The sequence below is a fragment of the Patiriisocius sp. Uisw_017 genome (genome assembly GCF_047731265.1).
Taxonomy (GTDB): Bacteria; Bacteroidota; Bacteroidia; order Flavobacteriales; family Flavobacteriaceae; genus Patiriisocius.
In genome coordinates this window covers 1,472,885-1,499,070 of record NZ_CP159835.1, presented here as the reverse complement: position 1 = coordinate 1,499,070, position 26,186 = coordinate 1,472,885, and the positions used below count along the sequence as shown (strand labels likewise).

General features: G+C 36.0%; 22 protein-coding genes and 1 tRNA gene. 11 read left to right on the top strand and 12 right to left on the bottom strand.

The window, feature by feature from the left end; all coding sequences use genetic code 11:
• Window positions 1–6 precede the first annotated feature (6 nt).
• Entirely contained in the window at window positions 7–1,470 is a 1,464-nt protein-coding gene (gene rpoN / locus ABXT67_RS06750; RefSeq protein ID WP_415376506.1) for an RNA polymerase factor sigma-54, read from the top strand.
• Window positions 1,470–2,075 (top strand): hypothetical protein, encoded by a 606-nt coding sequence (locus ABXT67_RS06745; protein WP_415376505.1) that lies wholly within the window; start codon window positions 1,470–1,472, stop codon window positions 2,073–2,075. The genes rpoN and ABXT67_RS06745 overlap by 1 nt, the downstream gene beginning before the upstream one ends.
• Here ABXT67_RS06745 and ABXT67_RS06740 read toward each other — a convergent pair.
• The 8 genes from ABXT67_RS06740 to ABXT67_RS06705 all read right to left on the bottom strand — a co-directional run bounded on the left by ABXT67_RS06740 (window position 2,070) and on the right by ABXT67_RS06705 (window position 8,435).
• Entirely contained in the window at window positions 2,070–2,819 is a 750-nt protein-coding gene (locus tag ABXT67_RS06740; RefSeq protein WP_415376504.1) for an outer membrane beta-barrel protein, read from the bottom strand. The two genes, ABXT67_RS06745 and ABXT67_RS06740, sit on opposite strands and share 6 nt — an antisense overlap.
• Window positions 2,820–3,027: 208 nt before the next feature.
• On the bottom strand, window positions 3,028–3,504 hold the full coding sequence (locus ABXT67_RS06735) for an ExbD/TolR family protein (RefSeq protein WP_415376503.1): 477 nt from the start codon (window positions 3,502–3,504) through the stop codon (window positions 3,028–3,030).
• Between the two features lie 11 nt (window positions 3,505–3,515).
• Window positions 3,516–4,124, bottom strand: a complete 609-nt coding sequence (locus ABXT67_RS06730; RefSeq protein WP_415376502.1) for an ExbD/TolR family protein — start codon at window positions 4,122–4,124, stop codon at window positions 3,516–3,518.
• A gap of 1 nt (window position 4,125) precedes the next feature.
• A complete protein-coding gene (locus ABXT67_RS06725; RefSeq protein ID WP_415376501.1) occupies window positions 4,126–4,557 on the bottom strand; it encodes a hypothetical protein in 432 nt (143 codons plus the stop codon).
• Window positions 4,558–4,575: 18 nt separating this feature from the next.
• Window positions 4,576–5,373: a MotA/TolQ/ExbB proton channel family protein gene (locus tag ABXT67_RS06720; RefSeq protein WP_415376500.1), complete on the bottom strand. Its 798-nt coding sequence runs from the start codon at window positions 5,371–5,373 to the stop codon at window positions 4,576–4,578.
• Between the two features lie 1,049 nt (window positions 5,374–6,422).
• Window positions 6,423–6,507, bottom strand: a tRNA-Ser gene (locus ABXT67_RS06715).
• Window positions 6,508–6,568: 61 nt separating this feature from the next.
• Entirely contained in the window at window positions 6,569–7,600 is a 1,032-nt protein-coding gene (locus tag ABXT67_RS06710) for an asparaginase (protein ID WP_415376499.1), read from the bottom strand.
• Window positions 7,601–7,655: 55 nt separating this feature from the next.
• Entirely contained in the window at window positions 7,656–8,435 is a 780-nt protein-coding gene (locus ABXT67_RS06705; RefSeq protein ID WP_415376498.1) for a TatD family hydrolase, read from the bottom strand.
• A gap of 50 nt (window positions 8,436–8,485) precedes the next feature.
• On the opposite strand from ABXT67_RS06705, the gene ABXT67_RS06700 reads away from it, so the two are divergent.
• The gene (locus ABXT67_RS06700) at window positions 8,486–8,920 is read left to right on the top strand and encodes a TIGR02281 family clan AA aspartic protease (protein ID WP_415376497.1); all 435 of its coding nucleotides are present in this window, start codon (window positions 8,486–8,488) and stop codon (window positions 8,918–8,920) included.
• A 287-nt stretch (window positions 8,921–9,207) separates the two neighbouring features.
• Here ABXT67_RS06700 and odhB read toward each other — a convergent pair whose 3' ends face one another.
• On the bottom strand, window positions 9,208–10,425 hold the full coding sequence (gene odhB / locus ABXT67_RS06695) for a 2-oxoglutarate dehydrogenase complex dihydrolipoyllysine-residue succinyltransferase (RefSeq protein ID WP_415376496.1): 1,218 nt from the start codon (window positions 10,423–10,425) through the stop codon (window positions 9,208–9,210).
• A 45-nt stretch (window positions 10,426–10,470) separates the two neighbouring features.
• Window positions 10,471–13,212, bottom strand: coding sequence for a 2-oxoglutarate dehydrogenase E1 component (locus ABXT67_RS06690; protein ID WP_415376495.1), 2,742 nt, complete (start codon window positions 13,210–13,212; stop codon window positions 10,471–10,473).
• Window positions 13,213–13,322: 110 nt separating this feature from the next.
• On the opposite strand from ABXT67_RS06690, the gene ABXT67_RS06685 reads away from it, so the two are divergent.
• Window positions 13,323–13,883 (top strand): hypothetical protein, encoded by a 561-nt coding sequence (locus tag ABXT67_RS06685; RefSeq protein WP_415376494.1) that lies wholly within the window; start codon window positions 13,323–13,325, stop codon window positions 13,881–13,883.
• A 159-nt stretch (window positions 13,884–14,042) separates the two neighbouring features.
• On the opposite strand, the gene ABXT67_RS06680 is transcribed toward ABXT67_RS06685, so the two are convergent.
• Together ABXT67_RS06680 and ABXT67_RS06675 are read right to left on the bottom strand one after the other, a co-directional pair.
• Entirely contained in the window at window positions 14,043–14,207 is a 165-nt protein-coding gene (locus tag ABXT67_RS06680) for a hypothetical protein (protein WP_415376493.1), read from the bottom strand.
• A gap of 160 nt (window positions 14,208–14,367) precedes the next feature.
• Window positions 14,368–15,345, bottom strand: a complete 978-nt coding sequence (locus ABXT67_RS06675) for a polyprenyl synthetase family protein (protein ID WP_415376952.1) — start codon at window positions 15,343–15,345, stop codon at window positions 14,368–14,370.
• Window positions 15,346–15,714: 369 nt separating this feature from the next.
• Between ABXT67_RS06675 and ABXT67_RS06670 the strand changes: the two genes are divergently transcribed.
• The 7 genes from ABXT67_RS06670 to ABXT67_RS06640 all read left to right on the top strand — a co-directional run bounded on the left by ABXT67_RS06670 (window position 15,715) and on the right by ABXT67_RS06640 (window position 26,180).
• On the top strand, window positions 15,715–16,320 hold the full coding sequence (locus ABXT67_RS06670) for a TetR/AcrR family transcriptional regulator (protein ID WP_415376492.1): 606 nt from the start codon (window positions 15,715–15,717) through the stop codon (window positions 16,318–16,320).
• Window positions 16,320–17,702: a TolC family protein gene (locus ABXT67_RS06665; protein ID WP_415376491.1), complete on the top strand. Its 1,383-nt coding sequence runs from the start codon at window positions 16,320–16,322 to the stop codon at window positions 17,700–17,702. Before ABXT67_RS06670 ends, ABXT67_RS06665 begins: the two co-directional genes overlap by 1 nt.
• A 38-nt stretch (window positions 17,703–17,740) precedes the next feature.
• Window positions 17,741–18,907, top strand: coding sequence for an efflux RND transporter periplasmic adaptor subunit (locus ABXT67_RS06660; protein WP_415376490.1), 1,167 nt, complete (start codon window positions 17,741–17,743; stop codon window positions 18,905–18,907).
• Window positions 18,908–19,043: 136 nt separating this feature from the next.
• Window positions 19,044–22,556, top strand: coding sequence for an efflux RND transporter permease subunit (locus tag ABXT67_RS06655; protein WP_415376489.1), 3,513 nt, complete (start codon window positions 19,044–19,046; stop codon window positions 22,554–22,556).
• Between the two features lie 428 nt (window positions 22,557–22,984).
• Window positions 22,985–24,742 carry an aspartate--tRNA ligase gene (gene aspS / locus ABXT67_RS06650; protein ID WP_415376488.1) on the top strand — a complete coding sequence of 586 codons (1,758 nt, stop codon included), beginning with the start codon at window positions 22,985–22,987 and terminating at the stop codon, window positions 24,740–24,742.
• 60 nt (window positions 24,743–24,802) lie between these two features.
• On the top strand, window positions 24,803–25,348 hold the full coding sequence (locus tag ABXT67_RS06645; protein ID WP_415376487.1) for a hypothetical protein: 546 nt from the start codon (window positions 24,803–24,805) through the stop codon (window positions 25,346–25,348).
• Window positions 25,320–26,180 carry a tetratricopeptide repeat protein gene (locus ABXT67_RS06640; protein ID WP_415376486.1) on the top strand — a complete coding sequence of 287 codons (861 nt, stop codon included), beginning with the start codon at window positions 25,320–25,322 and terminating at the stop codon, window positions 26,178–26,180. Before ABXT67_RS06645 ends, ABXT67_RS06640 begins: the two co-directional genes overlap by 29 nt.
• Window positions 26,181–26,186 lie beyond the last annotated feature (6 nt).

Genomic DNA, 26,186 nt, shown 5'->3' with positions numbered 1-26,186 from the left:
ACGACAATGTTAAAACAGCATCTTTCATTTAAATTATCTCAAAAATTATCGCCTCAACAAATACAATTGATGAAGCTTATACAATTGCCTACGCAGGCTTTTGAGCAACGCATCTCTCAAGAAATGAATGAGAACCCGGCACTTGAAGGAGGTAAAGAAGAGGTGGAAAAATTTGATGAAGACATTAATGATGATTATGAAGATGAAGAATACGACGACGGTACCGAAGTGATAGAAACAGAAATAAATGTTGATGACTATCTGAGTGATGATGAAACTCCCAGCTACAAGTTATCTGCAAACAACCACAGTGCAGATGATGAAGAAAACACCATGCCATATGCATCAGGAATTTCTTTTAACCAAGTTTTATTACAGCAACTTAGCACCTATCGACTTGATGATGAAGATAAAGAAATAGCAAAGTTCTTAGTAGGAAGTGTGGATGAAAGTGGCTACATCCGAAGAGAAATTGCAGATATTGTTGACGATCTTGCCTTTACCCAAAACATATACACTACTGCAGATAAGGTAGAAAACGTATTAAAAAAAGTACAGGAACTAGATCCTGCAGGGGTAGGTGCTAGAGATTTACAAGAGTGTTTATTATTGCAATTGGAAAGAAGAACACATACACCCTCCGTTCTTTTAGCGATTGCAATTTTAGAGGATGCTTTTGAATATTTTACGAAGAAACATTACAAAAAACTAATCGCCAAATTTGATATTACAGAAGATCATCTTCGGGATGCCATTCATGAAGTAGAACATTTGAACCCAAAACCGGGAGGATCTATTTCTACCGGAACTAGGATGGTGGAACACGTGGTGCCTGATTTTTCGATCAAAATTGTTGACGGAAATTTAGACCTTACGCTTAATGGTCGAAACGCTCCAGAATTGCATGTTTCTCGCGAATATTCCAATATGTTAAAAGGATATAAAGCATCTAAGACAAAATCTAAATCTCAAAAAGATGCCGTGATGTTTATTAAGCAAAAATTAGATGCTGCTAAGTGGTTTATAGACGCCATAAAGCAACGACAGCAAACACTGTTTGTAACTATGAATGCCATTATGCATAGGCAAGAAGAGTTCTTTTTAACTGGTGATGAGCGTAAGTTGAGACCGATGATCCTAAAGGATATTGCAGATACCATTCATATGGATATATCTACTGTCTCGCGAGTAGCAAACAGTAAATATGTTGACACTCCCTACGGGACAAAACTAATTAAAGAATTTTTTAGTGAATCCATGAAAAATGATCAAGGAGAAGATGTCTCCACTCGTGAAATTAAAAAAATTCTTGAAATAACTATTAGTGAAGAAGACAAGAGAAAGCCCTTAACAGATGACAAACTTGCTAAAATTCTAAAAGAAAAAGGGTATCCAATTGCGCGAAGAACAATAGCAAAATACAGAGAACAACTTGACTTGCCAGTAGCAAGATTAAGAAAAGAAATTTAATGAACCGTTTCTTAAAGATTGCCGGCTATGTACTCCATCCAATACTTATGCCGTTATTGGGTGTGCTTATTTATTTTAGTGTCACCCCTAGATTTGTAGATTCGTCATTTATGAGTGCAAAATTAATAGCCATTACTATTATTACGGTATGTATCCCAATCATTACTTTTTTCCTGCTGAAAAATTTAAATCTCATTCAATCCATTCATTTAAAAGAAACATCGGAAAGAAAATATCCATTGATGATTCAATGTTTATTGTTGTTACTAATTCTAAAAATGGTGTTAGACCCGTATGATGATATTGAATTATATTACTTTTTTGTAGGCATCCTATTTACAACCTTAACAGCACTGTTTCTAGTTTTTTTTGGATTTAAGGTAAGTTTGCATCAAATGGCAATTGCAGGTGTCACTATGTTTTTAGTAGGGTTAAGCGTTCATTTTAAAGGAAACCTATTAGGACTAATTTCGTTATTTCTTATTGGGAACGGCTTGGTAGCAACTTCGAGATTACACACAGACTCACACTCCGTGGCTGAACTAACGATTGGGTTTTTCATAGGCGTAATTCCGCAAATACTAATGCTGAATTTTTGGCTATAAAATATAGAAGATAAAACCAAGTTTTAAAGGAAGCATATTTACAGTCTCTCCTTGAGTAGTAACAGCACCATCAAAAAAAGGATTTAGGCTATACTGCGCAAAAAAGTTAACTGTATTGTAGCCAAACGATAGCGTTGCACTAAGCCGGACGGGATTAAATTCTGGAATATCTGTCTGATCTACATTATTACCTCCTTGTTTAAAGGTAGCTTTATACCAATAGGCATATCCCAATCTAAAACCTGTGTATACTCGCCAAAACTTATAGGTTTCAGGAGCTGAAGAACGCCATCTTAACTCAAATGGCACTTCTATTACGGCAGTACTAAAACCATTGCGGTCAAAGTCTATGTCACCCTCGTCTAAAACCGTAAAAACAGAAGCTCCTTGTAATGTTTCACCGATAAATAAAGTGCTTCCATATTCATTAAAAGATGCTCCTAATCCCATCGCTATGGAAATATTTCGCCTCTCATTTAGTGGCATATCCCTTAAAAAACCAAAATGCATACTTCCTGATAGCCCCTTAGAGATAGCGTCTTGAGGTTTAAACAAAAGAAGATTGTACCCAACACCAATGTAAAACTGATCCTCTCTATATTTTGAATCATAATCAATAGTATCTGTTTGAACTTCTTGTTGCGCTGTTGCATCGGTAGCACCTATAAACAAGACTATCAATAAACATATTTTTACAACTTTAGAAATCATTCTTTTACCATTAAGAGTTGATGATGAAATCATTTTAATGTCTGTTTGAATCCGAAAAATTCGGCTTTTGTATTCTAATAAGTAACTTTTCTTGCATTATAAAGGCAGTTACAGTAAAAAAGACAAAATTAGTGTACAAAATATAAGATATACAGATAAAACAAAAACTAAATATACAAAAAAACCCTTCCGAAATTTGAAAGGGTTTTTAATAAATAGTTTTGTTATGGGTTTAAAATTATTAATTTTTTCCTACATCATTACCTGATGCAGCAATGTAAATAATCTTAACCATATTAAGTTCACGTAACTTCTCCTTAATATCAGTAACTAAACCGGTGTTCGTTTCTTCATCTACTTTTAAAGCGACTACAACACTGCTTTGAAGCTCTGGCAACAACTTTGAACGTTGCTCTGTTAATGCCGCTTTTAACGCCGAAACATCTGTGAATTTATCACCTACTTGTATTTTACCTTCCGTACCATACTTTTCAGCATAGCGTGAACTAGGCTTTCCAGCATAAATAAAAACAGAACGATCTTTCTTAAGTTTTTCAACTTGATCTGCTTTGGGTAATTGTTGCTTTACTAATAAATTGTCTTTTCTCAATACAGTTACCACCATAAAGAAAAACAACAACATAAAAACAATATCAGGAAGCGATGCAGTGTTTACCGCTGGCAATTCCCCACTTTTTTTCTTTGTAAATTTTGACATTTGTTACCGTTTTATTGTCCCGCTGTTTTTGGTTCAGCTTCAGATAATTTCATTGGAAATAAATCCTGAATGGTTTTCATTTTTTCTTGTGCAGCATCCTTATTACCTAGGTAACTACCTTCACCAAGAGCACGTTTTACTTCTGTAAATTTCCAGCCATACAAGCGCTGTGATTCCCTATCTCTTAAAAAACTATACGCAGCCACCAATTCATTTTGAACCTGTATATATGTTTTATAAGAAGTTTCACGATCATTTTGAACCGATATAATTGCCTTGTCAGGATTATCTGACGAAGCAGGATCTCTCTTTCCTTTACAGAAAGTACAAGAACCATCGCCTCCATTATCTAAAAACTCAATAGCAGCTAATCGCAAATCTATAATATTCATTAGATTGTCTTCCACTAACAATTGATCACTCTTATTGACATTAACAATAAAAATATTTTTCTCTTTAAGTTTTGGTGGATCAATGTTCTCAGGCTGTTCTGGTGGTAATTGTCGCGCGATTCCTTTATCCTTTTCAATAGTAGTTGTTACTAAGAAAAAAATAAGCAACAGGAATGCGATGTCCGCCATAGAACCTGCATTTACTTCTGGTGTTGCTCTTCTACCCATATTATTTTGATATTAATTTTTTAGCACCACCAAATAGCATAGATCCTATTGCTAGTATCGCCATAATATAAAAAGCGTAAAGCCCAGCACCTATATATTTAGATGTTTGTGCAGTGACAAGTTCTCCATCTTTTGTAAATGATTCTGTTCCTTCAGCAAGAAAATAAGAGATAATAAAAATTAGTACAACTCCTCCTAAAGAAATTAATGTTTTCTTAATATCACCAGCAAAGACTCCTTTTATTACAAACAAAAGAACAATTACGCAAATTATTACCATTGTGATATAGGCTACATATAAGAATCCGTCAAGGCCTTCTCCCCCACTATCTCGGATAGCATCATCCCCTTTAGCAACAATTATCGCCAATAAAACGACTCCCGCCAAACTAAGGACTAATCCTATTATTTTAAATATTTTATGTAAAGACATTATTGAATGGGTTTTAAATTATCCTTTGTTTTTGTAAGCCACTAACATATCGATCAATGTAATAGAAGCGTCTTCCATACTATTAACGATACTGTCAATTTTTGCAATGATATAATTATAAAAAATTTGAAGAATAATCGCAACGATTAAACCAAATACAGTTGTTAAAAGTGCTACTTTAATACCACCAGCAACCAATGAAGGATTCATATCTGAAGCTGCTTCAATTTTATCAAACGCAACAATCATTCCGATTACTGTACCCATAAATCCAAGCATAGGTGCTAAAGCAATAAATAATGAAATCCAAGATACGTTCTTCTCTAACTGTCCCATTTGTACTCCACCGTATGCGACTACTGCTTTTTCTGCAGCTTCGATGCTCTCATCTGCGCGGTCTAGTCCTTGATAGTAAATAGAAGCAACAGGTCCTTTTGTGTTGCGACAAACTTCTTTTGCAGCTTCGAGACCTCCGCTGTTCAGTGCGTCTTCAACAGATTCAGCAAGTTTTTGTGTATTTGTTGTAGATAGGTTTAAGAAAATAATTCTCTCAATTGCCATTGCCAAACCTAAGATAAGACATAAAAGTACAATTCCCATAAATCCAGGGCCTCCTTGGATAAAACGTTGTTTTAAACCTTGATGCCATCCTAATGGTTCTGCCTCTTCATCGGCATCATCTTGAGCTAAGGTAACTGTAGTAGACTCAACTATTGAGTTTGTTGTTGTTGCAGAGGCTAACGCTGCTGCATTTGCAGTTAATGATCCCGCAAATACAAGTGCGGCAATTGCCATAATAGAAAATAATTTTTTCATTGCTATCGACTTAAGTTTGTTTTTAGTTTAAGGTTTTAAAGATATAAAATAAATATGTTAACAAACAAGAATATTGGACGTGGTCTTTAAAATTAGTGTGATTTAATATTTTTACAACTGTCTACTTATACTATACCTTACTATGAAATAACCTGTTGTAATAAAGTTGATGTTGTGAAAATTTAATTTGAACGCTTTGCTATTGACTGAAATAGCGGCTCTTTTGCGCTAATATCAAGAGTTTTGCAACAGACGTATACGGCTAAGATAAGCGCATAACAAATCAAATATTAGCTAACAATCCAATACGCCAAATTAGGATAATAACTAATGGTACTTGGTTGCTATTTATATTAAATACGGCATCATTGCTTTTTTACGGCAAACCCAATCCAAGATTATTTTTTCTAATCGAGTAAAATTTGCTCCAACCGTTTTAAAAATGAAATCTGAGTTTTCTTTATATTAATATTTAAAGCTTCTATACTAAAACAGCTGAAGTCCGAAAAAATGACTGTAAATCAGAAGCAAAGGCCTATTTACAATCAAAAGGTATTTGCACCTATAAAACTTAAAAAAGCCATTTAGCTCTGAAAGAGCTCTTATTATCAACTAACACCTTATGTAACTTGGAGTTTTTTACTAAAAAAATGTACGTGTTACTCTTATTTTTATTGCCAATAGCCACCGCACTATTTGCGCAAAGAATAGAGGACTATGAGTGGATAAAATTTCTAATTCAAAAGATTCCCTATTATGTATAATCACTTTATTATTTTTATACATGACTGTTTAAAATTATGTAGCTTTTTTCAGAATGGACCATACTGAAATAGGAACCCATGTTTTTCTTTTGGAATCCAAAATATTATGCATTTGCTGGGATTAACTAATGTTGATTCTAGAAGATTGTCTTTTGCCGAGCATAGAAACCCTAAAATACCAGAGAAAGGCATTTAGGATTCTGTTTTTGAGGCTATTTCACGTCTTTGACTTGGTCCCTTTAAAAAAAAAGAATCCTGAATCTCTCGATACAGGATTTCCTCTTGCAGAAAGGAAGGGATTCGAACCCTCGATACGTTGCCGTATACACGCTTTCCAAGCGTGCGCCTTAAGCCACTCGGCCACCTTTCTATTTTACCATTGCAAATAAAGGTCTTTATACCCTACCATTCAAAGCATTTATTTTAAAAATTTATGAAATTTCTCCACGCAAGGAGGTTTCAAATTGTTCTTTAAAGCCTACATCTTGCTTTCTGTTTGCTAATAGAAACATCAATTTAGTTACGGCAGCCTCTGTAGTGCTATCCTTACCGCTTATCACTCCCATTTTCTTTAAAGCAACACTTGTTTCGTAATTTCCCATTTCCACACTTCCGCCAGAACATTGGGTCACATTTATAATAGGGATGTCTTTATCAATTAGCTTTTTTAATGCTTTTAGAAACCAAGTTTCCGTAGTTAGATTTCCGCTGCCATAGGTTTCTAGAATGAGGCCTTTTAAATTAGGCGCAGCAAATAAGTGGTGTATCGTTGCTTGATTAATGCCTGGAAACATCTTTAAAACAAAAACGTTGTCTTCCATTTTTGTATACGTCTTAAATATTCTAGTCGTGTCTACTTTTAACAATGCCCTGTATTCTATAGCAAGATAGACGCCGCTCTCAGCCAATGCGGGATAATTTAAAGAAGCGAATGCTTCAAAATGTTCGGCATTTATTTTTGTAGTTCGATTGGCTCGATAAAGTTTATATTCAAAATACAGTCCTACTTCTTTTACTACAGGCTCATTATTTTCGCGCAATGCTGCAAGTTGGATAGAGGTAATTAAATTCTCTTTAGCATCTGTTCTCAAATCTCCAATAGGCAATTGAGATCCCGTAAATATGACTGGCTTTGCTAGGTTTTCAAGCATAAAACTTACTGCCGATGCCGTATAAGACATGGTATCGCTGCCATGTAAAATAACAAAACCATCAAATTCTTCATACCTGTTTTCTATAATCCCAACCAATTGTTCCCAACAATCGGGATTCATGTTTGAACTGTCAATAGGCGTCTCAAAACTGTGCGTATCTATTACACAATCTAATAGATTAAGCTCAGGAACGTGCTGTAGCAATTCATCAAAGTTGAAATTTTTAAGAGATCCTGTTTCAAAGTCCTTGATCATCCCAATGGTTCCTCCCGTATAAATAAGCAGTATGTTGCTACTGTGTTTCTTCATAATATTGCTCGTATTTCAGCTCCGCCCAATGTAAACTTAAATAAGTGTCTTTTAATTAATGAACCCTTAAATATTTACTAAAAACCGCTTCTGCATTTTTAGTCGTTTGTTCTGCTATTTCGGTTGTGCTTGATTGGTAGATTTCAGCAACTTTAGCACATACGTATGCTAAATAACTACTTTCATTTCTTTTACCACGGAAGGGTGCTGGTGCTAGATAAGGCGAATCTGTTTCAAGCACAATTTCGGTTAACGGAATTTGATCTAAAAAGGTGTTAATTTTTCCGTTTTTAAAAGTAACTACGCCTCCAATGCCTAATTTCATATTAAACGAAATCGCTCTTTTTGCCTGTTCCAAGGTCCCTGTAAAACAATGAAATATTCCGAAGAGCTCGTCTCCATTTTCAAGCTCCAAAATTTCAAAAACTTCATCAAAAGCATCACGACAATGAATTACAATGGGGAGTTTATATTTTTTAGCAAGCTGAATCTGAAACCTAAATGCTTCTTGTTGGATTTCTAATGTAGCCCTATCCCAATACAAATCAATCCCAATTTCACCAATAGCTACAAATTCTTTTTGTTCCAATTGAGAAACCACAAAAGCCAATTCTTCTTTGTAATTATCCTTAACAGAGGTTGGGTGCAACCCCATCATTAGATGAACTTTATCTAGATACGTCTTTTTTAAATCATACATAGCATTGGCGTAGGAGCTATCAATTGCGGGAATAAAAAACTGTGTGACACCAGCATCTATAGCTCGTTGCATCATCGCCTGGCGATCTTCGTCAAATGCTTCACTATAAAGGTGGGTATGGGTATCTATTAACATCGCTACAAAGTTAGTTATTTTGTTGACTATCTTTGCTACAAAATTTACATTTGGAATTAAGAGAATTACTTACCAGAAAAAACTTTGAAAGAATCCCCTTAAAGCGATTGGCATCTGGACATTACACCTGTGACGTTAAACTAAACAATGTCACAGGATTATTTATACTAGATACCGGCGCATCAACAAGCTGCGTGGGTTGGGAACACACCCTTTTTTTTAATTTAAAAAGTGAGAACAGTGAAGTCTTAGCTGCTGGCGCAGGAGCTACAAATCTAGAAACAAAAATTGCATTAAATAATTCCTTACTAATTGGATGTTTAAGCAAACATAATGTTGACCTAATTTTATTGGATTTAAGCCATGTAAATGAAGCCCTTTTAAAAGTTTCGACTAACACCATACACGGTATTTTAGGCGCAGACTTTTTAAAAAAACATAGAGCGATTATAGACTACGGTCGCAACTGCTTGTACTTATTATAGGACAAATTCATCTGTTTTGCTATAAATCAAGACGAAAACAGGGGTTTTCACCTATTGACTAGTGTAAAGATATGTAGCATCTTTACACCATGGCAAAATGGCTTTTTGATTATATAAAAACAGAAGAAACAAACACAAAAACTAAAGTAGTTATAATAACGCTTATTATTGTATTTGTAGGCATTATAAGCCTAAACTTGATCGACTACTTTATTTAAAAAATACAGTATATTAAAAAAGTCCGGTAGCGTTGCTATCGGACTTTTTTGATTTTTACGCAAATGGTTTTAAAGCTCCAAGGCTTTCTTAACATCTCCATTCATTAACAACTCTGAAGGGTTTTCCAGTGCTTCTTTAACAGCCACTAAAAATCCCACAGATTCTTTACCATCTATAATACGGTGATCATAACTTAAAGCTACAAACATAATTGGAGCAATTACTATTTGACCATCCTTTACTATAGGACGCTCTACAATGTTATGCATTCCTAAAATCCCAGATTGTGGTGGATTGATAATTGGAGTAGACAACATACTTCCGAAAACCCCACCGTTTGAAATTGTAAAGGTTCCTCCCGTCATTTCATCTACTGTAATTTTACCATCACGTGCTCTGATTGCCAATCTTTTTATTTCACTTTCTACGCCTCTAAAACTCAAATTCTCCACATTTCTCATTACTGGCACCATCAAGCCTTTAGGTCCAGAAACTGCAATAGAAATATCTTTATAATCAAAGGTTAACATTTCTTTGCCATCTATCATACTATTGACTGCTGGATACATTTCTAAAGCTCTAACTACGGCTAATGAAAAGAAGGACATAAAGCCTAAACCTACCCCGTGTTTCTCCTTGAAGATTTCTTTATATTCTTTTCTTAGCGCAAAAATTGGCGACATGTCTACTTCGTTAAACGTAGTAAGCATTGCAGTTGTATTCTTTGCTTCTACCAATCTTTCCGCGACCTTACGACGCAACAAAGATAGTTTTGTGCGGTACGATCCGCGACCACTAGAACCTGCTGTCCCCATAGACGGCATTGCATTTTCTGCATCGTGTTTTGTGATGCGACCAGCTCTTCCTGTTCCTTTTACATCAATGGCTGGAATAGATTTTTCATCTAAAATTTTCTTAGCAGCTGGCGAGGGTGTTCCAGTCGCGTAGGTTTTATTTTCTACAGGCGCAACTTTCTCTTTTACCTCCAGTTTTTCACTAACGGGTGTTTTTTGAGTTTCTGCAGCATCAGTATCATCATCTGCTGGTTTTTTAGCATCGGTATCTATTAAGCATACGACAGCACCCACCTCTACGGCGTCGCCTTCTTCCGCTTTTAGCGTAATTATTCCGCTAGCTTCTGCAGGCAATTCTAAGGTTGCTTTGTCACTATCAACCTCAGCGATTGCTTGATCTTTTTCAACATAATCACCATCTTCGACAAGCCATTGTGCGATTTCAACTTCCGTGATGGACTCTCCCGGTGAGGGAACTTTCATTTCTAACATACCAATAAAATTACATTTTACTTTTGTAAAATATTATTATCTATTTTAGTCTAATTCTTTATTAAAAACAGCATCAATTACTTTTTGATGTCTGGCCTTTGAGCGCGTACTACTTCCTGCTGCTGGCGCACTGTAAACACGCCTAGAGGCCAATCTTAATTTAACAATATCAAAATTCATTAACATAAAGCCCCAAGCCCCCATGTTTTTTGGTTCTTCTTGTGCCCAAACATAGTCGTCTGCGTTTGGGTATTGTTTAATTATTGCTGCTATTTTTTCAATAGCCAATGGGAACAATTGTTCTACTCGAACAAAAGCGACATCCTCTCTTTGGGTATTTTCTCTTCTTTCAATTAAATCATAATAAAATTTTCCAGTACAAAATACTAAGGTAGTAACCCTCTTTTTATCTACTGCTGTGTCGTCTATTACTTCTTGGAATTCACCATTAGCCAATTCTTCTTTTGTCGAAACCACTTTTGGATGTCTCAACAAACTTTTAGGAGTAAAAACAACTAGCGGTTTTCTGAAATTCCATTTCATTTGCCTTCTCAACAAATGGTAAAAATTAGCCGGAGTTGTCACATCTGCTAGTACCATATTATTACGAGCACACAATTGCAAGTATCTTTCCATGCGCGCACTAGAATGCTCAGACCCTTGCCCTTCGTATCCGTGAGGCAATAGCATTACCAAGCCGTTTTGTGTTTTCCATTTTGCCTCTGCTGCTGAAATGTATTGATCCAGCATAATCTGAGCACCATTTGAAAAATCTCCAAACTGAGCTTCCCAAATAGTCAATGTTTTAGGCGCTGCCATTGCATACCCATAATCAAAACCAACCACAGCATATTCTGAAAGCAAGGAATTGTATATATACATCTTGCCGTCAAGACCTAAGTTGTTATGCAAGTTTATTTCCTCCGCATCATCTTCTGTCTTTATGGTTGCGTGACGGTGAGAAAAGGTTCCCCTTTCCACATCCTGTCCTGACATTCTCACATCAAACCCTTCTTCCATTAAAGAAGCATACGCTAATAACTCCCCCATTGCCCAATCTAGATTATTGGTTTCGGTATAGCGTTTATTGCGCTCGTTAATAATTCTTTCAATTTTACGAATAAAATTTTTATCCTTCGGCAACTTGGTAATTCCATTTGCTAAAGCATCTAATTTTTTTATTGGAAACGTGGTGTCTACTTTGGCTAAAATGTCTTCTCGCATTCCCAAAATATAACCATCCCAGTCATCTGCAAGAATTTCAGTGATGACGGTTTTATCTTTTTTTCTTGAAGCCTCTAAATCGTTTTCAAGATCTTCTTTATATTCTAATTCTAATTGTTTGATGTGTCCTTTTTCAATAACACCTTGTTCAATTAATTTTTTTCCGTAGATATCGCGAGCATTCTCGTGTTTTGAAATTGCTTTGTACAATTGAGGTTGGGTGAATCGAGGCTCATCCCCTTCATTATGCCCATATTTTCTATACCCTAGGATGTCTATAAAAACATCTCTGCCAAACTCCATTCTAAAATCCAATGCAAATGCGAAGGCGTGACAGACTGCCTCAACATCATCTGCGTTCACGTGCAATACGGGAGAAAGTGTCACCTTTGCAACATCTGTGCAATAGGTTGACGTGCGTGCATCTAGGTAATTAGTAGTAAAGCCTACCTGGTTATTGGTCACTATGTGTAATGTTCCACCTGTAGTGTACCCCTCTAATTGCGCCATTTGCACAAATTCATAAACAACGCCTTGACCTGCTACTGCAGCATCACCGTGCATAAGAATGGGTAGTATTTTTTTTGTGTCACCCCCTAAAACATTATCAAGTTTTGCGCGAGCAATACCCCCAACAACAGCATTTACAGCTTCAAGATGCGAAGGATTGGGCGCTAAATCCATACGTACTCTTTTCCCTTTTCGCGTTTCGCGAAAACTTGTCCACCCCATGTGGTATTTTACATCGCCATCAAATAGCTCTGCCTCGTCATATTCTTTACCATCGAATTCACTAAAGATTTTTTCTGGTGGTTTGCCCAAAATATTGGTTAGCACATTAAGACGACCTCTATGTGCCATTCCTATAACGTATTGCTCAATTCCTTTTTCAGACCCCGTCTCCATTAAATGGTCAAGACCTGGAATAAGTGCATCTAATCCCTCCACTGAAAATCTCTTCTGACCTACATATTTTGAATGTAAAAATGTTTCAAAAGAAAATGTTTGGTTTAACTTTTTAAGGATGTGTTTTTTTTCTTCGGCCGAAAAAATTGGATGATTCTCGTTGTTATTGAGCCAATTCTGAATCCATTTTAGCTCTTGTGGATTCCTAATATACATGTATTCGATACCAATAGACTCACAATAAATTTTCTCTAAATGGGCTAAAATAATGGAGAGTGTTGCCTTTCCGAGTCCTAAAATAGAGCCTGCCTCAAATTCGAGGGTTAAATCAGATTGACTTAGTCCAAAGTTCTCCAAGGCCAAGGTAGGCGTATAGTTTCTTCTTTCACGGACAGGATTTGTTTTTGTAAACAAATGCCCTCGTGTTCTATAGGCATCTATAAGTTTTATAACCTTAAACTCATTAAAAACATTTTCTGGAATGTCTTCGGAAGCAAAGCCTGCTTCAATGGCTGAACCGCTTTCAATACCAAAATCAAATCCTTGAAAAAACGCTCGCCAGCTAGGCTCAACACTGTCAGGAAATTGTAAGTATTTATCGTAGAGTGCCGAAATCTGTTCGGGGTGAATGGCGTTTAAGAAAGAATATTTATCCATACTCGGAAAACTGGGTAGTTGTTTAAAACAAAGACAAAAATACAACAAAAACTCAAATTACAACTTTGGTTTTACTATATTTATGAGCCTGAAATCCTAAAATATTCCCAATGCTTTATTTAAAATTTAGACTTTTAAAAAACTATATTCTTGTGTTTTGCTTGATACTTTATAGCGCCATATTGTTTTCTCAAGAAACCAATGTGGAAACTCGTTTTTGGGACAATGTAAGTATTGGAGGAGGCATTGGTTTAAATGTTGGGAACGGAATTTTTAGCGCAAGCATTTCTCCGAGTGCTGTTTACAATTTTAACCAATATGTAAGTGCAGGACCCGGACTTCATTTTAGTTATCAAGATGGGCGTGATTTTAATTCGACCTTGTATGGCGGTAGTTTTATTGTGTTGGCAAATCCCATCCCTCAAATACAACTGAGTGCAGATTTAGAACAATTGCGTTACAATATTAATGGAGAAAACTTCATTGCTCTGTCTAACGGAAGTTTTGTAAACTTGCCATTTGAAGAATCTGGATGGAATACCGCACTTTTTCTAGGAGCAGGATTTCGTGCAGGTCCAGCCGTATTGGGCCTTAGATATAATGTCCTCTTTAATGACAATGATAATATCTATGCTACCGCTTGGGCTCCTTTCGTGAGGGTGTTCTTTTAACCTTTAATACAATATGTCTTCAATACAATTTTAAATAAGTTTTGCTTCGCATCTTATTAAAAGCACTCCTTCACCCTAGCTCGGAGCATCTCATTTGTATTTATTGCAATTATTTTTTTGCAATTCTGCCAGGATAAATTGAATCTTAGTAAAGCGTTATTATTGAGTTCTCAACGCACTTTTTAAAGCGCTAATAACAGTTCTTTTAAGAATACTGAAGGCGGAAAAATAATTGTTTTCAAATTCAAAAGCTGAAGCCATTTTTGTGCCATCACTATCATAACAATAAAACGAAGCTTTTGTTATAGCTACCACTGTTCTCATAATCAAATTTATTACTTGAATATAAATTTAAAAACTTGAAATTTTAAGTTTTATGTGTCTCTAAAGTTTTATTTTTTTAGAGTGTTTAATCAAACAACAAGTCAAAGTTGACTGAGTGATTTTGAAATAAAGCGTAGTTAATTTCAAAATTGTCCCGATGTCAGACCGTCCTTTTCATCAACCAATTCCCAAAGCTTTTAAGCGAATCCTTTTTATCATTTGGTAATTTTATATCGGCTAGCAAGGCATTTGCTTTTTTGGTATAGTGTTCAATTTCTGCAAGGGTTGCATCTTTAGCTCCAGATACTGTAAAGATTTCTTTAACCGCTGCTATTTTATGGGCAGGATTCTCAGAGGTTTCTGAAAACATTTCTTTTAGCGTCGCCGCATCTTCTGCATTTGATTTTTGTATGGCAGTTAAATACAAAAACGTCTTTTTATTGGCAATAATATCACCTCCCACTTGTTTTCCAAAGGTTTCTGGGTTTCCAAAAGCATCTAAATAATCGTCTTGTAATTGAAACGCAATCCCCAAATTACGACCAAAATCATAGATATTTTCTTTGCAAGTAGTGCTTGCTTTAGCCACAATAGCTCCCATTTTTAAAGCCGCACCAATTAAAACAGCTGTTTTATAATCGATCATTTTAATGTATTCTCCAATCGTAACATCGTTGCGAGTTTCAAAATCTACATCGTATTGTTGCCCTTCACAAACCTGTAATGCCGTTTTACTAAACAGTTTAGCTAACTGCTGAAACATGGCCGCCTCATACCCTTCAAAAAGTTGATAGGCAAGAATAAGCATGGCATCTCCAGAAAGTATACCTGTATTTAAATCCCACTTTTCATGAACAGTTTCTTGTCCTCTGCGCAAGGGGGCATTGTCCATAATGTCATCATGAATCAGCGAAAAATTATGAAACAACTCGACTGCAATAGCAGCGTTGACAGCTTCTTTATAATCCTCAGAGAAAAAATCTGCCGCCATTAAAGTAAGAATAGGACGCAAACGCTTTCCTCCTAAAGAGATGATATATTCTATAGGCTCATAAAGCCCTTTAGGCTCGTGTACTTCAACAATGTTTTCAAGGTTTTTTGAAAGTGCGTCAGCATATTTTGAAAGTTCCTCAAACATGAGATCAATGATTTTCTGCAAAAGTAAGTATTCACAGTACAAAATCAATTGAACTCATCTTGACTTTTTGTTTGGAACCAAGAATTACAGCTTTTATGCTGTAATGAAGCTCTTTTTATTAGCATCTGCCCCGGCGGAAGGTAGTCAAGAACGTTAAATTGAGAACTCAAAATGGCTAATTATCAGGTAAAAGAAAAATTCAAAATGCGTTCATTAAAAGTATTTGCTTCAAAAGTTAAGCAAAAGTTAAATACATTAAACTATGGAAACTTTATTTGTTTTTAAAGTTTCCATGGTTATATTTGCTCGCTGTATTAAAAAAATTCTTGTTTCCAAGAACATAAAACATTCGCCTTCGAGGCAATAAAAATGAAAGACAATATCATACATAAAGCTTCAGAAATGTTTATGACCCTCGGGTTTAAAAGTGTCACTATGGATGATATCGCTAGTGAAATGGGGATTTCTAAGAAGACTATCTATTCTCATTTCAACAATAAAGAAACGATCGTTGCGGTAGTTACCGATGCAATTTTTGAAAAGGTTACAAAAGATATTAACGGTATCTGTTCATTTAATAAAAACCCTATAGAAGAGATATATGATATCAAAAAAAGGGTGATGGAGCATATGCACAATGAGAAGGCTTCCCCTTGGTATCAACTTCAAAAATACTACCCATCAATCTACGGGAACATTAAAAAAAGACAGTTTAGTTTTATGCAAAACTGTGTTGTGGAAAACCTTAATAAGGGGCTCGATCTAGACTTATATAGACAAAACATAGACGTGCAATTTGTTGCTAGAATTTACTTTAACGGAATCACTGGTATAAAAGACGAAGACCTCTTTCCTACTAGTATGTTTAATGGAAAGTCCTTATATGAAATGTATCTAGAATACCACCTAAGAGGTATCGTAACGCCCTATGGAAGAACAATACTTAACCAACTTATACAATCAAATCAAGACTAATGAAACAGTACATTTTTATACTATTAGTGACACTTTCTGGAGTAACTTTAGCCCAAAACAACACGCGCTACAGTTTTACATTACAGGAGGCAATTTCTGTTGCACTTGACAGTAATTACAGTTCAATTAATGCAAGACGGGATATCGCAAAAGCACTTCAGCAAAAATGGGAAGCCACTGCTGCAGGTCTTCCACAAATTAACGGTAACCTATCGTATCAAAACAATTTAAAACAACCTGTCACGCTAATTCCTGGAGAATTAAATGGGGGTGCGCCAGGAACATTTGTCCCTGTTATTTTTGGGGTTCCACAAAACGTCAATGCCACAGCAACACTTAACCAACTGATTTTTGATGGTAGTTATTTAGTAGGTTTAAAAGCAGCAAAATCGTTCCTTCGATTTTCTGAAAACCTTAATGAAAAAACAAGGCTTGAAATAAGAAAAGGTGTTGTTAATGCGTACGGCAGTGTGTTGCTTTCAGAAGAATTAATAACCGTTTTTGAAAAAAATAAAATAACGCTCGAAAAAAACCTTTTTGAGACCCAAAAAGTTTTTGAAAATGGGCTTACCGAAGAAGAAAGCGTTGAGCAGTTAGAAATCACATTATTAGAAACATCAACACAACTTAGCAATGCACGTCGTGCCAATACCATCGCACAACAAATGTTCAATATTTCATTAGGCATTGATGTCCAAGCCAATGTTGTACTCACCGATAATTTAGACGATCTCGCTTCGCAAAACGGCAACATCGCATTGCTTGAACAAACCGCTTCGATTGAAGAAAATGTAGACTACAAAATTGCGCAAAACTTAACAGAGCAACGTGATCTTGAAATGCAATTGGAAAAGAGTCAATATTTGCCAAGTTTGTCTGCATTCATAAATTATGGAACCGCTGCTTTTAGCAATACCTTCACTTTTGTTGACAATTCTCAACCTTGGTTTCAATCGTCTCTATTTGGTGTTAACTTAAATGTACCCATTTTTAGCAGTGGAATGCGAAATGCTAAAACAAAACGAGCAAGAATTGCTTTGGATCAAGCTAAAACCGAATTAGAAGAAACAAAACAACAAATACAATTAGAATTAAATACTGCAAAAAGCAATTATCAATATGCGATTGAAAAATATGAGAACTCAAAAAAGAATATTGGATTGGCAGAAAGAATACAAAATAAAAATCAGATAAAATTTACGGAAGGACTCGCGACTAGTTTTGATCTGCGTCAAGCGCAAACGCAACTATATTCTGCACAGCAACGATATTTTCAAAGTATGTTAGATATGATTAACGCAAAAGCTGCTATTGAAACGGTACTGAATACACCGCAGTTGAGGATTACTAGTGACGAAATAAAGACCAATTACAAATACTAACAAACCCATTATTACAGGTTAAAACCAAATACTTTAAAATGAAAAAACTCCTAACAATACTAACGCTCGCATTATTAATCGTCTCTTGTGGCGATGGTAAAGAAAACACTGTCGAAGCTGTTATCGCCAATGGTGATGTTGCCGCTATTCAGAAAAAAAGAGATGTAATTGTAACGCAACAGCAAGCGCTCAATTCACAAATAAAACAACTGGATGATAAATTAAAAGATTTAAATCCAGAAAAAAACATTCCACTAATAACGGCCATTATTGCAAAAGATACTGTCTTTAGCCATTATGTAGAATTACAGGGTAGTGTAGAAACTGATGAAAACATTTTAATAACCCCAGAAATGGGTGGTGTCTTGCAACGTGTTTATGTAAAAGAAGGACAACGTGTTAGCAAAGGACAAACTTTAGCCATTGTTGATGACGGCGGTATGGGCCAACAATTGGCGCAAATGCAAGTGCAGGCGGATTTAGCAAAGACAACTTTTGAGAGACAAGAACGACTTTGGGATCAAAAAATAGGGAGTGAAATACAATACCTCCAAGCAAAATCTTCTTACGATGGGCAGCTTAACGCTATAAATTCTATGAAGCAGCAAGTAGGAAAGGCAACCGTAAGAGCACCTTTTTCTGGCACTATTGATGAAATTATAACTGAACAGGGAAGTGTTGTTGCCTCTGGGCAAACACAGTTAATGCGTATTGTAAGTCTAAGCAATATGTATATTAAAACTAATGTCCCGGAAACGTATATTTCGAACATCATTAAAGGAAAAAATGTTGAAGTTTTTTTCCCAGTACTCGGCAAGAAATTAGATGCAAAAATAAATCAAACAGGAAGTTTCATTAACCCAGATAACCGCACCTATAAAGTTGAAATTGATGTTCCAAACTTGGAGCACACGATAAAGCCAAATTTAACGGCAAGATTAAAAATCAATGATTATACCAATGACAAAGCAATTTTAATCCCGCAAAATATTATTAGCGAAAATGCAGCTGGCGAACAATACATCTTCATTTTAGAGCAAGTAAAAGATAACAAAGCGGTTGCTAAACAAGTATTTATCAAAACAGGCAGAACGCAAGCGGGTTTTATCGAGGTTTTAGAAGGCTTAGAAGACGGAAATAAAATAATTCAAGAAGGAGCCCGTAGTGTAAAAAATGGGCAAACGGTAAAAATTATTACGTACTAATCGAGAATTTTGAATTCAGAATTATGGGTTTATAAAATTGGGACTACTACCATTAGCTCACTTTTACTCCCCCATAAGACAGTAGCAATTATTAAATATAAGAAATTAATTAAGTAACCAACTGTGGGTGAATATTATGGCAACTAAAAAGAAACAAAATACCGAGAAAGAGTTCAAGTTATCTTCTTGGGCAATTAATAATAAGACGACCATCTATATGTTGATGGCGCTTATTTTATATCTAGGATTTCAGGCATACTTTAATATGCCGCGCGAAAACTTCCCAGAAATACGAGAAACCAAAATTTATATTAGCTCCCTATTTCCAGGAAACACAGCTGAGGATATTGAAAAACTAATCACAAATCCGCTAGAGGATAAATTAAAAACGGTGAGTAATGTGGTTGAAATAACGTCCACGTCGCAAGAAGATTACTCGATGGTTATTATTGAATTTGATGAAGGGGTTTCGGTAGAGCTAGCAAAGCAGAAGGTAAAGGATGAAATAGACAGCGAAACTTCTGGAGAAGATTGGCCCACATTTAATGGTGCAAAAGTCGAACCCAATGTTTTTGAGTTGAGCATGAGTGAAGAAATGCCTATTCTCAACATTAATTTATCTGGAGATTATACGGTTGCAAAGCTCAAGGAATACGGAGAGTATTTACAAGATGAGATTGAAAACCTTCCCGAAATTAAAAAGGTAGATATCCGTGGCGCACAGGAAAAAGAAGTAGAAGTCGCCGTGGATATTTATAAAATGATGGCCTCTTCGGTGAGTTTTAATGATATTCAAAATGCAATCACCAATGGCAACATGACAATGTCTGCAGGTAATTTTATTGCAAGCGGACAAAGACGAACTATTCGAATTATTGGTGAAATCAACGATCCGGATCAATTAGAAAATTTTGTTGTAAGCTCTCAGGATGGAAACATTGTTTATTTAAAAGATATTGCAACGGTTACATTTCATGAAAAAGACCGCACCACTTATGCGAGAGAATTTGGTGAAAGGGTTGTAATGCTCGACGTTAAAAAAAGATCTGGCCAAAACATGGTGACGGCTGCTGAAAAAATTGAACTCATTGTAGCAGACGCGATAGCCAATGTACTCCCAAAAAATCTAAAATTAACGGTTTCCAATGACCAATCTACAAAAACAATTGGGCAGGTAGATGATCTTGTAAATAATATCATCTTCGGTATTATTCTCGTAGTTGTCGTTTTGATGTTTTTCCTAGGTTTTAAAAACGCACTCTTTGTTGGTTTCGCAATACCTATGTCTATGTTTATGTCATTGATGATTTTGAGTTTCCTTGGCTACACTATGAACACGATGATACTCTTTGGACTCATTATGGGACTGGGGATGCTCGTAGATAATGGTATTGTTGTAGTAGAAAATGTCTACAGATTAATGGATGAAGAAGGCTTGAGCCGCTTAGAAGCTGCAAAAAAGGGAATTGGAGAAATTGCCATACCTATTATTATTTCTACAGCAACTACTGTAGCGGCTTTTATTCCTTTAGGACTCTGGCCAGGAGTGATGGGGCAGTTTATGAAATATTTCCCTATTACACTATCTGTAGTTTTGGGCTCTTCTTTATTTGTCGCAATCTTTTTCAATTCAGTTTTAGTATCTCAATTTATGACTACTGAGGATAAAGATATGCCACAGCGTAATATTATCATAATTTCAGCCATTGTTGGATTCGTGGGTGCTATTATTTTAGTGTTTGGAGGCGCATATAGAGGGTTGGGTACAATAATGCTATTTACAGTTCTGATGTTGTGGGTATATAGATTTATCCTTCGGAAAATGGCCAATAGGTTTCAAACAAAAACTTTGGTGCGCCTAGAAAATTGGTACGAACGCAACCTTACTAAAGCTTTTAAAAAGAATCGCCCCGGATTTATTGTGGGCGGAACTTTCTTATTACTCATTGGTGCTTTTGTAGCCTTTGGTGCTTCCGTAGACTCTCAACGAACAAAAATTGAATTTTTTCCAGACAATAAACCCAATCAAATTATTGTCTACATCGAGTATCCTCAAGGAACAGATATTGAAAAGACCAATGTTATGACAAGAGAAATCGAGGAGAAGGTATATACTGTACTCAATGATCCAGAGTACATAGAAGATGGAGAAAATTTCTTAGTAGAAAGTGCTGTTTCACAAGTAGGTGAAGGCGCGGGAAACCCTCAAACTGATGGAGGCTCAGCAGCCGAAATGCCCCATAAAGGAAAGATTACTGCCTCTATGCGCGAGTATAAATACCGGAACGGGAAAGATAGCGAGTTCCTGCGTAAAAAAGTACAAGAAGCATTGGTTGGCATTTATCCTGGTGTTCTTATTTCAGTCGAGAAAGATCTTAATGGACCTCCTTCTGGCCCCCCAATTAACATCGAATTGGAAGGCGAAGACTACATCGAATTAATCGCTGCAGCAGAGACTATGCGTGAATACATCAACAGTAAAAATATTGCTGCAATAGATGAATTAAAAATTGACGTAAACAAAGATAAGCCTGCAATGCAAGTTTCTATAGACCGCGAAAAAGCAGGAGAATTAGGGGTTAGCGCTGGACAAGTTGGAACACAACTGCGCAACTCATTATTCGGTACAAAAGCCGGGGTTTATAAAGAAGATGGAGAAGATTATGATATCTACATCCGTTTTAATGAGAGTAGCAGGTACAATTCCAGTGCACTTTTCAATCAAACCATGACATTTAGAACTAATACAGGACAATTGCGTGAGATTCCTGTTTCAGCAGTGGCTACACAAAAAAACAGCTCTGGTTTTAGTGCCATCAAGCATCGGGACACACGCCGCGTTGTAACCGTTTATTCTGCTTTAGCGCCTGGCTATACAGATGCGGGTGCAGTGGTTGCACAGGTTCAAAATGAAATGCGAAATTTTGATGGAATACCAGACAATATTAAGATAGATTTTACCGGACAAATTGAAGAGCAAAATAAACAAATGACCTTTTTGATGGGTGCATTCTTTAGCGGGTTAGGGTTGATCTTCTTGATTTTGATATTTCAGTTTAATTCTCTTTCAAAGCCCTTAATTATTATGATTGCTATCTTCCTAAGTTTTATTGGAGTATTTGGCGGTATTGTAATTTCAGGATCTCCATTTGTTATAATGATGACGATGATGGGGATTATTTCGTTGGCTGGTATTGTTGTAAATAATGGTGTAGTACTACTGGATTATGCGCAACTTCTCATCGATAGGAAGAAAAACAAACTTGATATCAACGAAGATGAATATTTGAGTAAAGAAGATTTGTTAGCGAGCATTATTAAGGCTGGTAAAGCGCGTTTAAGGCCGGTACTGCTAACTGCAATTACCACTATTTTAGGATTGATCCCGCTAGCAATAGGCTTAAACATTAACTTTTTTACACTCGTTAGCGAATTTGACGCCAATATTTATATGGGCGGTGACAATGTTATATTCTGGGGACCATTGGCTTGGACGGTAATCTACGGACTTATAATTGCCACCTTCCTTACTTTAATTGTCGTTCCTATTTTATTCTATTTAGCGACGAGATTAAAGATGTGGAGACACTATCGCAACAATCCTTCAGCGGAAGACAATGATGACATTAATGTAGAAGCGGCAGAATAATATTTTATAAATATAAAATCAAAAAGTCGCCTATAATAATATAGGCGACTTTTAGTATGAAAGACTATAATCATGTAGGCTAAAACGTCTTTTTGGCATAAGCGGCTAACATCCCTGTTAGTTAATTAGCTTCCCATTATAGAACTTTAAGTGTAATTACTAAAGACTAAAAATACGGTTCTTCTTCTCATTTACATTGAGAATTTACATTTTGTTTTCAACAGCTTTTTCAACAGTTGATATACAATCATTTATAATTTTCATTCAAAGCATTACTTGTTGAAATTTGTATTGAACCCTATTAAAAAGTCTAAATGTTTTTCAAGGAAACTTATTTTGCTTCTTTTTCCCGAAAAACTAGAATTATTAATCCATCATTTTCAACATCTATGGGTATATCTTCTTATTTTTGAGCAAATTTTTAGAAGATGTATAGAACACATACAAACGGCGAATTAAGTGCTGAAAACATAGGACAAGAAGTTACACTATCTGGATGGGTGCAAAAAGCACGTGATAAAGGTTTTATTGTTTGGGTAGATTTAAGAGATCGCTACGGCATTACACAACTTGTCTTTGATGAAGAAAGAACGCCAAAAGAAATGATGAAGCAAGCCCAAAAATTGGGTCGTGAGTTTGTGATTCAAATTACAGGGGATGTTATTGAGCGTGAATCTAAAAATCCAAATATGCCCACGGGTGATATTGAAATCTTAGTAAAAAAAGTCACCGTCCTAAACGAGTCTTTAACTCCCCCGTTTACTATTGAAAACGAAACGGATGGCGGTGAAGATTTAAGAATGAAATATCGTTATTTAGACATTCGTCGTAACCCAGTTCGCGAAAATCTTATATTCCGTCACAAGGTTTCTATGGCGGTACGCAACTATCTTTCAGAACAAGGTTTTGTAGATGTTGAAACACCTTATCTAATTAAGTCTACGCCGGAAGGTGCTCGTGATTTTGTGGTGCCTTCAAGAATGAACGAAGGACAGTTCTATGCCCTGCCGCAGTCTCCTCAGACCTTTAAGCAATTGCTTATGGTAGGTGGGCTCGACAAGTATTTTCAAATTGTAAAATGTTTTAGAGATGAAGATTTAAGAGCGGATCGCCAGCCAGAATTTACACAAATTGACTGCGAAATGGCTTTCGTTGAGCAAGAAGATATTTTAAATATGTTCGAGGGCTTAACCAGACATTTACTAAAAGAAATAAACGGTATTGAAATAGGCGAATTCCCAAGAATGCAATATGACGATGCGATGCGTTTGTACGGTAACGACAAGCCAGACATTCGTTTTGGAATGCAGTTTGGCGTATTAAATAAAGTAGCACAACACAAAGACTTTGGTGTTTTTAATAATGCAGAATTGGTTATTGGTATCGCGGTCCCTGGAGGAAATAAATATACCCGTAAAGAAATAGATACATTGATAAATTGGATAAAGCGACCTCAAGTAGGGGCTTTAGGAATGATCTATAGCCGTTGCAATGATGATGGCTCTTTTAAATCTTCTGTAGATAAATTTTACGACCAAGATGACTTGGCAAAATGGGCTGAAGGTACTGGGGCAAAAACAGGTGACTTAGTGTGTGTGCTTTCTGGAGAAACGAATAAAGTAAGAGCACAAATGAGCGCTCTTAGAATGCATTTAGCATCGGAATTAGGCCTGCGTAAAGCAGATGAGTTTGCACCATTATGGGTCGTAGATTTTCCATTATTGGAGCTTGATGAAGAAACGGGACACTACCACGCAATGCACCACCCATTTACTTCGCCAAAACCTGGGCAATTAGAATTATTAGATTCAAACCCTGGAGAAGTTAAAGCAAACGCTTATGATTTAGTTTTAAATGGAAACGAAATAGGCGGAGGTTCTATAAGAATTCACGATAAAAAAACACAAGCTATTATGCTCAAACATCTTGGTTTTAGTGATGAAGAGGCAAGGGCACAATTTGGTTTCTTAATGGACGCTTTTGAATACGGTGCACCACCACACGGGGGCATTGCATTTGGATTAGACAGGTTGGTTGCAATTCTTGGAGGGCAGGAAACGATTCGTGATTTTATTGCTTTCCCAAAAAACAATAGTGGTCGCGATGTAATGATAGATGCACCAGCACCATTAGACCAAGCGCAACTAACTGAGTTGAATCTTGCGGTAACACTTCCGAAGAAATAAAAATTAAGACCTCACAGGTTTTGAAAACCTGCGAGGTTATCTTTAATTATATTTAAACCTATGCGAATTCTTAAAATAGTCGTTTATATAGTTTTAGGGTTTTTTATCTTTACAATACTCGCTGCCTTTGGCGGATATCTATACTATGCGAATAAATTTCCTGTAGATGAAATTTATTATCCAAATTACATAGCATACATAGATCAAGAAAATGCTACATTAAATGATGTGTACACGCTTTGTGATGCGGAAGCAATTTATTATGTGCACCACGGCGCTGCCGAAGAAGGCTATGCAGGAAATAAAAAACAATTTAGAAATAATATCCTAGCAAGCTACAAAAATGAAAAATATAAAGATTCTGGCTATTTAAATTTTAGATTTTTAGTCTCTTGCGAAGGAAATCCCGGCTGGTTTAAAATTATTCAAGTAGACGAAGCTTATAATCCCACGCAATTTTCAAAAAGACTGGTTGATCAATTATTAGCACTTACAGCAAAACCAGAACACTGGAATACTATAAATGTTAGAGAAAACCCTGTAGACTATTACATGTATGTTTCTTATAAATTAAAAGATGGAGAAATTACCGAAATATTACCTTAGCTTATTATTACTAGCAACTTTGTTTATTTCTTGTGGCAATGATATTTCAAAAATGACTGCCGAAGAAAGAAAACAACAGTCACTTGCCCTATATCAAGAAGCAGAAAGCTTGCACATCGGACAAGGATCGCCGGCGATAATGACAAAATTACAAGAAGCCGCTGCGATGGATCCAACAAATTGCGATGCCGTTCGAGAACTTTCGGTTGCCTATTTAAAAAGGGGAATGATTGACGAATGGAAACCAAAATTTGACAAAGCAGTAGCCTGCAATCCAAAAATATGGGTGCCTTGGCGTGGCTATTTGTACCTTCAGTTTTATCGAGATTATGAAAAAGCAATTGCAGACTTTAACGCCAGCGATACACTAACCCTCAATTTTAAAGATGCTCCGCAAGGGCAAAGCGTAGACTATTGGCGCGGAATTGCGTATTTAGGACTTATAGATTATGAAACATCAGTTGCCTATTTTGATGAATATATTGAAACCATCACTGCGGAAACTGGTGAAGATTGGGCAGAACCAACTGCTTTTTTATATAAAGGGATCGCTTTATTTAAGGACAATCAACTAACCGAAAGTGAAAAAGCAATCGACACCTATTTAAAATACACAAGAGGTGTTACCGCAGATGGCCATTATTACAAAGCAGCCCTATTGCTAAAAAATGGATACTGTGAAGCAGCAAGAAAAAGTATTCTTTTAGCTACCTCAAATTTTGAAGCAGAAAATTTTTACAAACACGATTATACAGAGGTTTTACATCAACTATATGCTGAGGATATCCAGTCACTCTCAATTCAAATTGATAATTGTTTAACCATTAAATAAATTTAA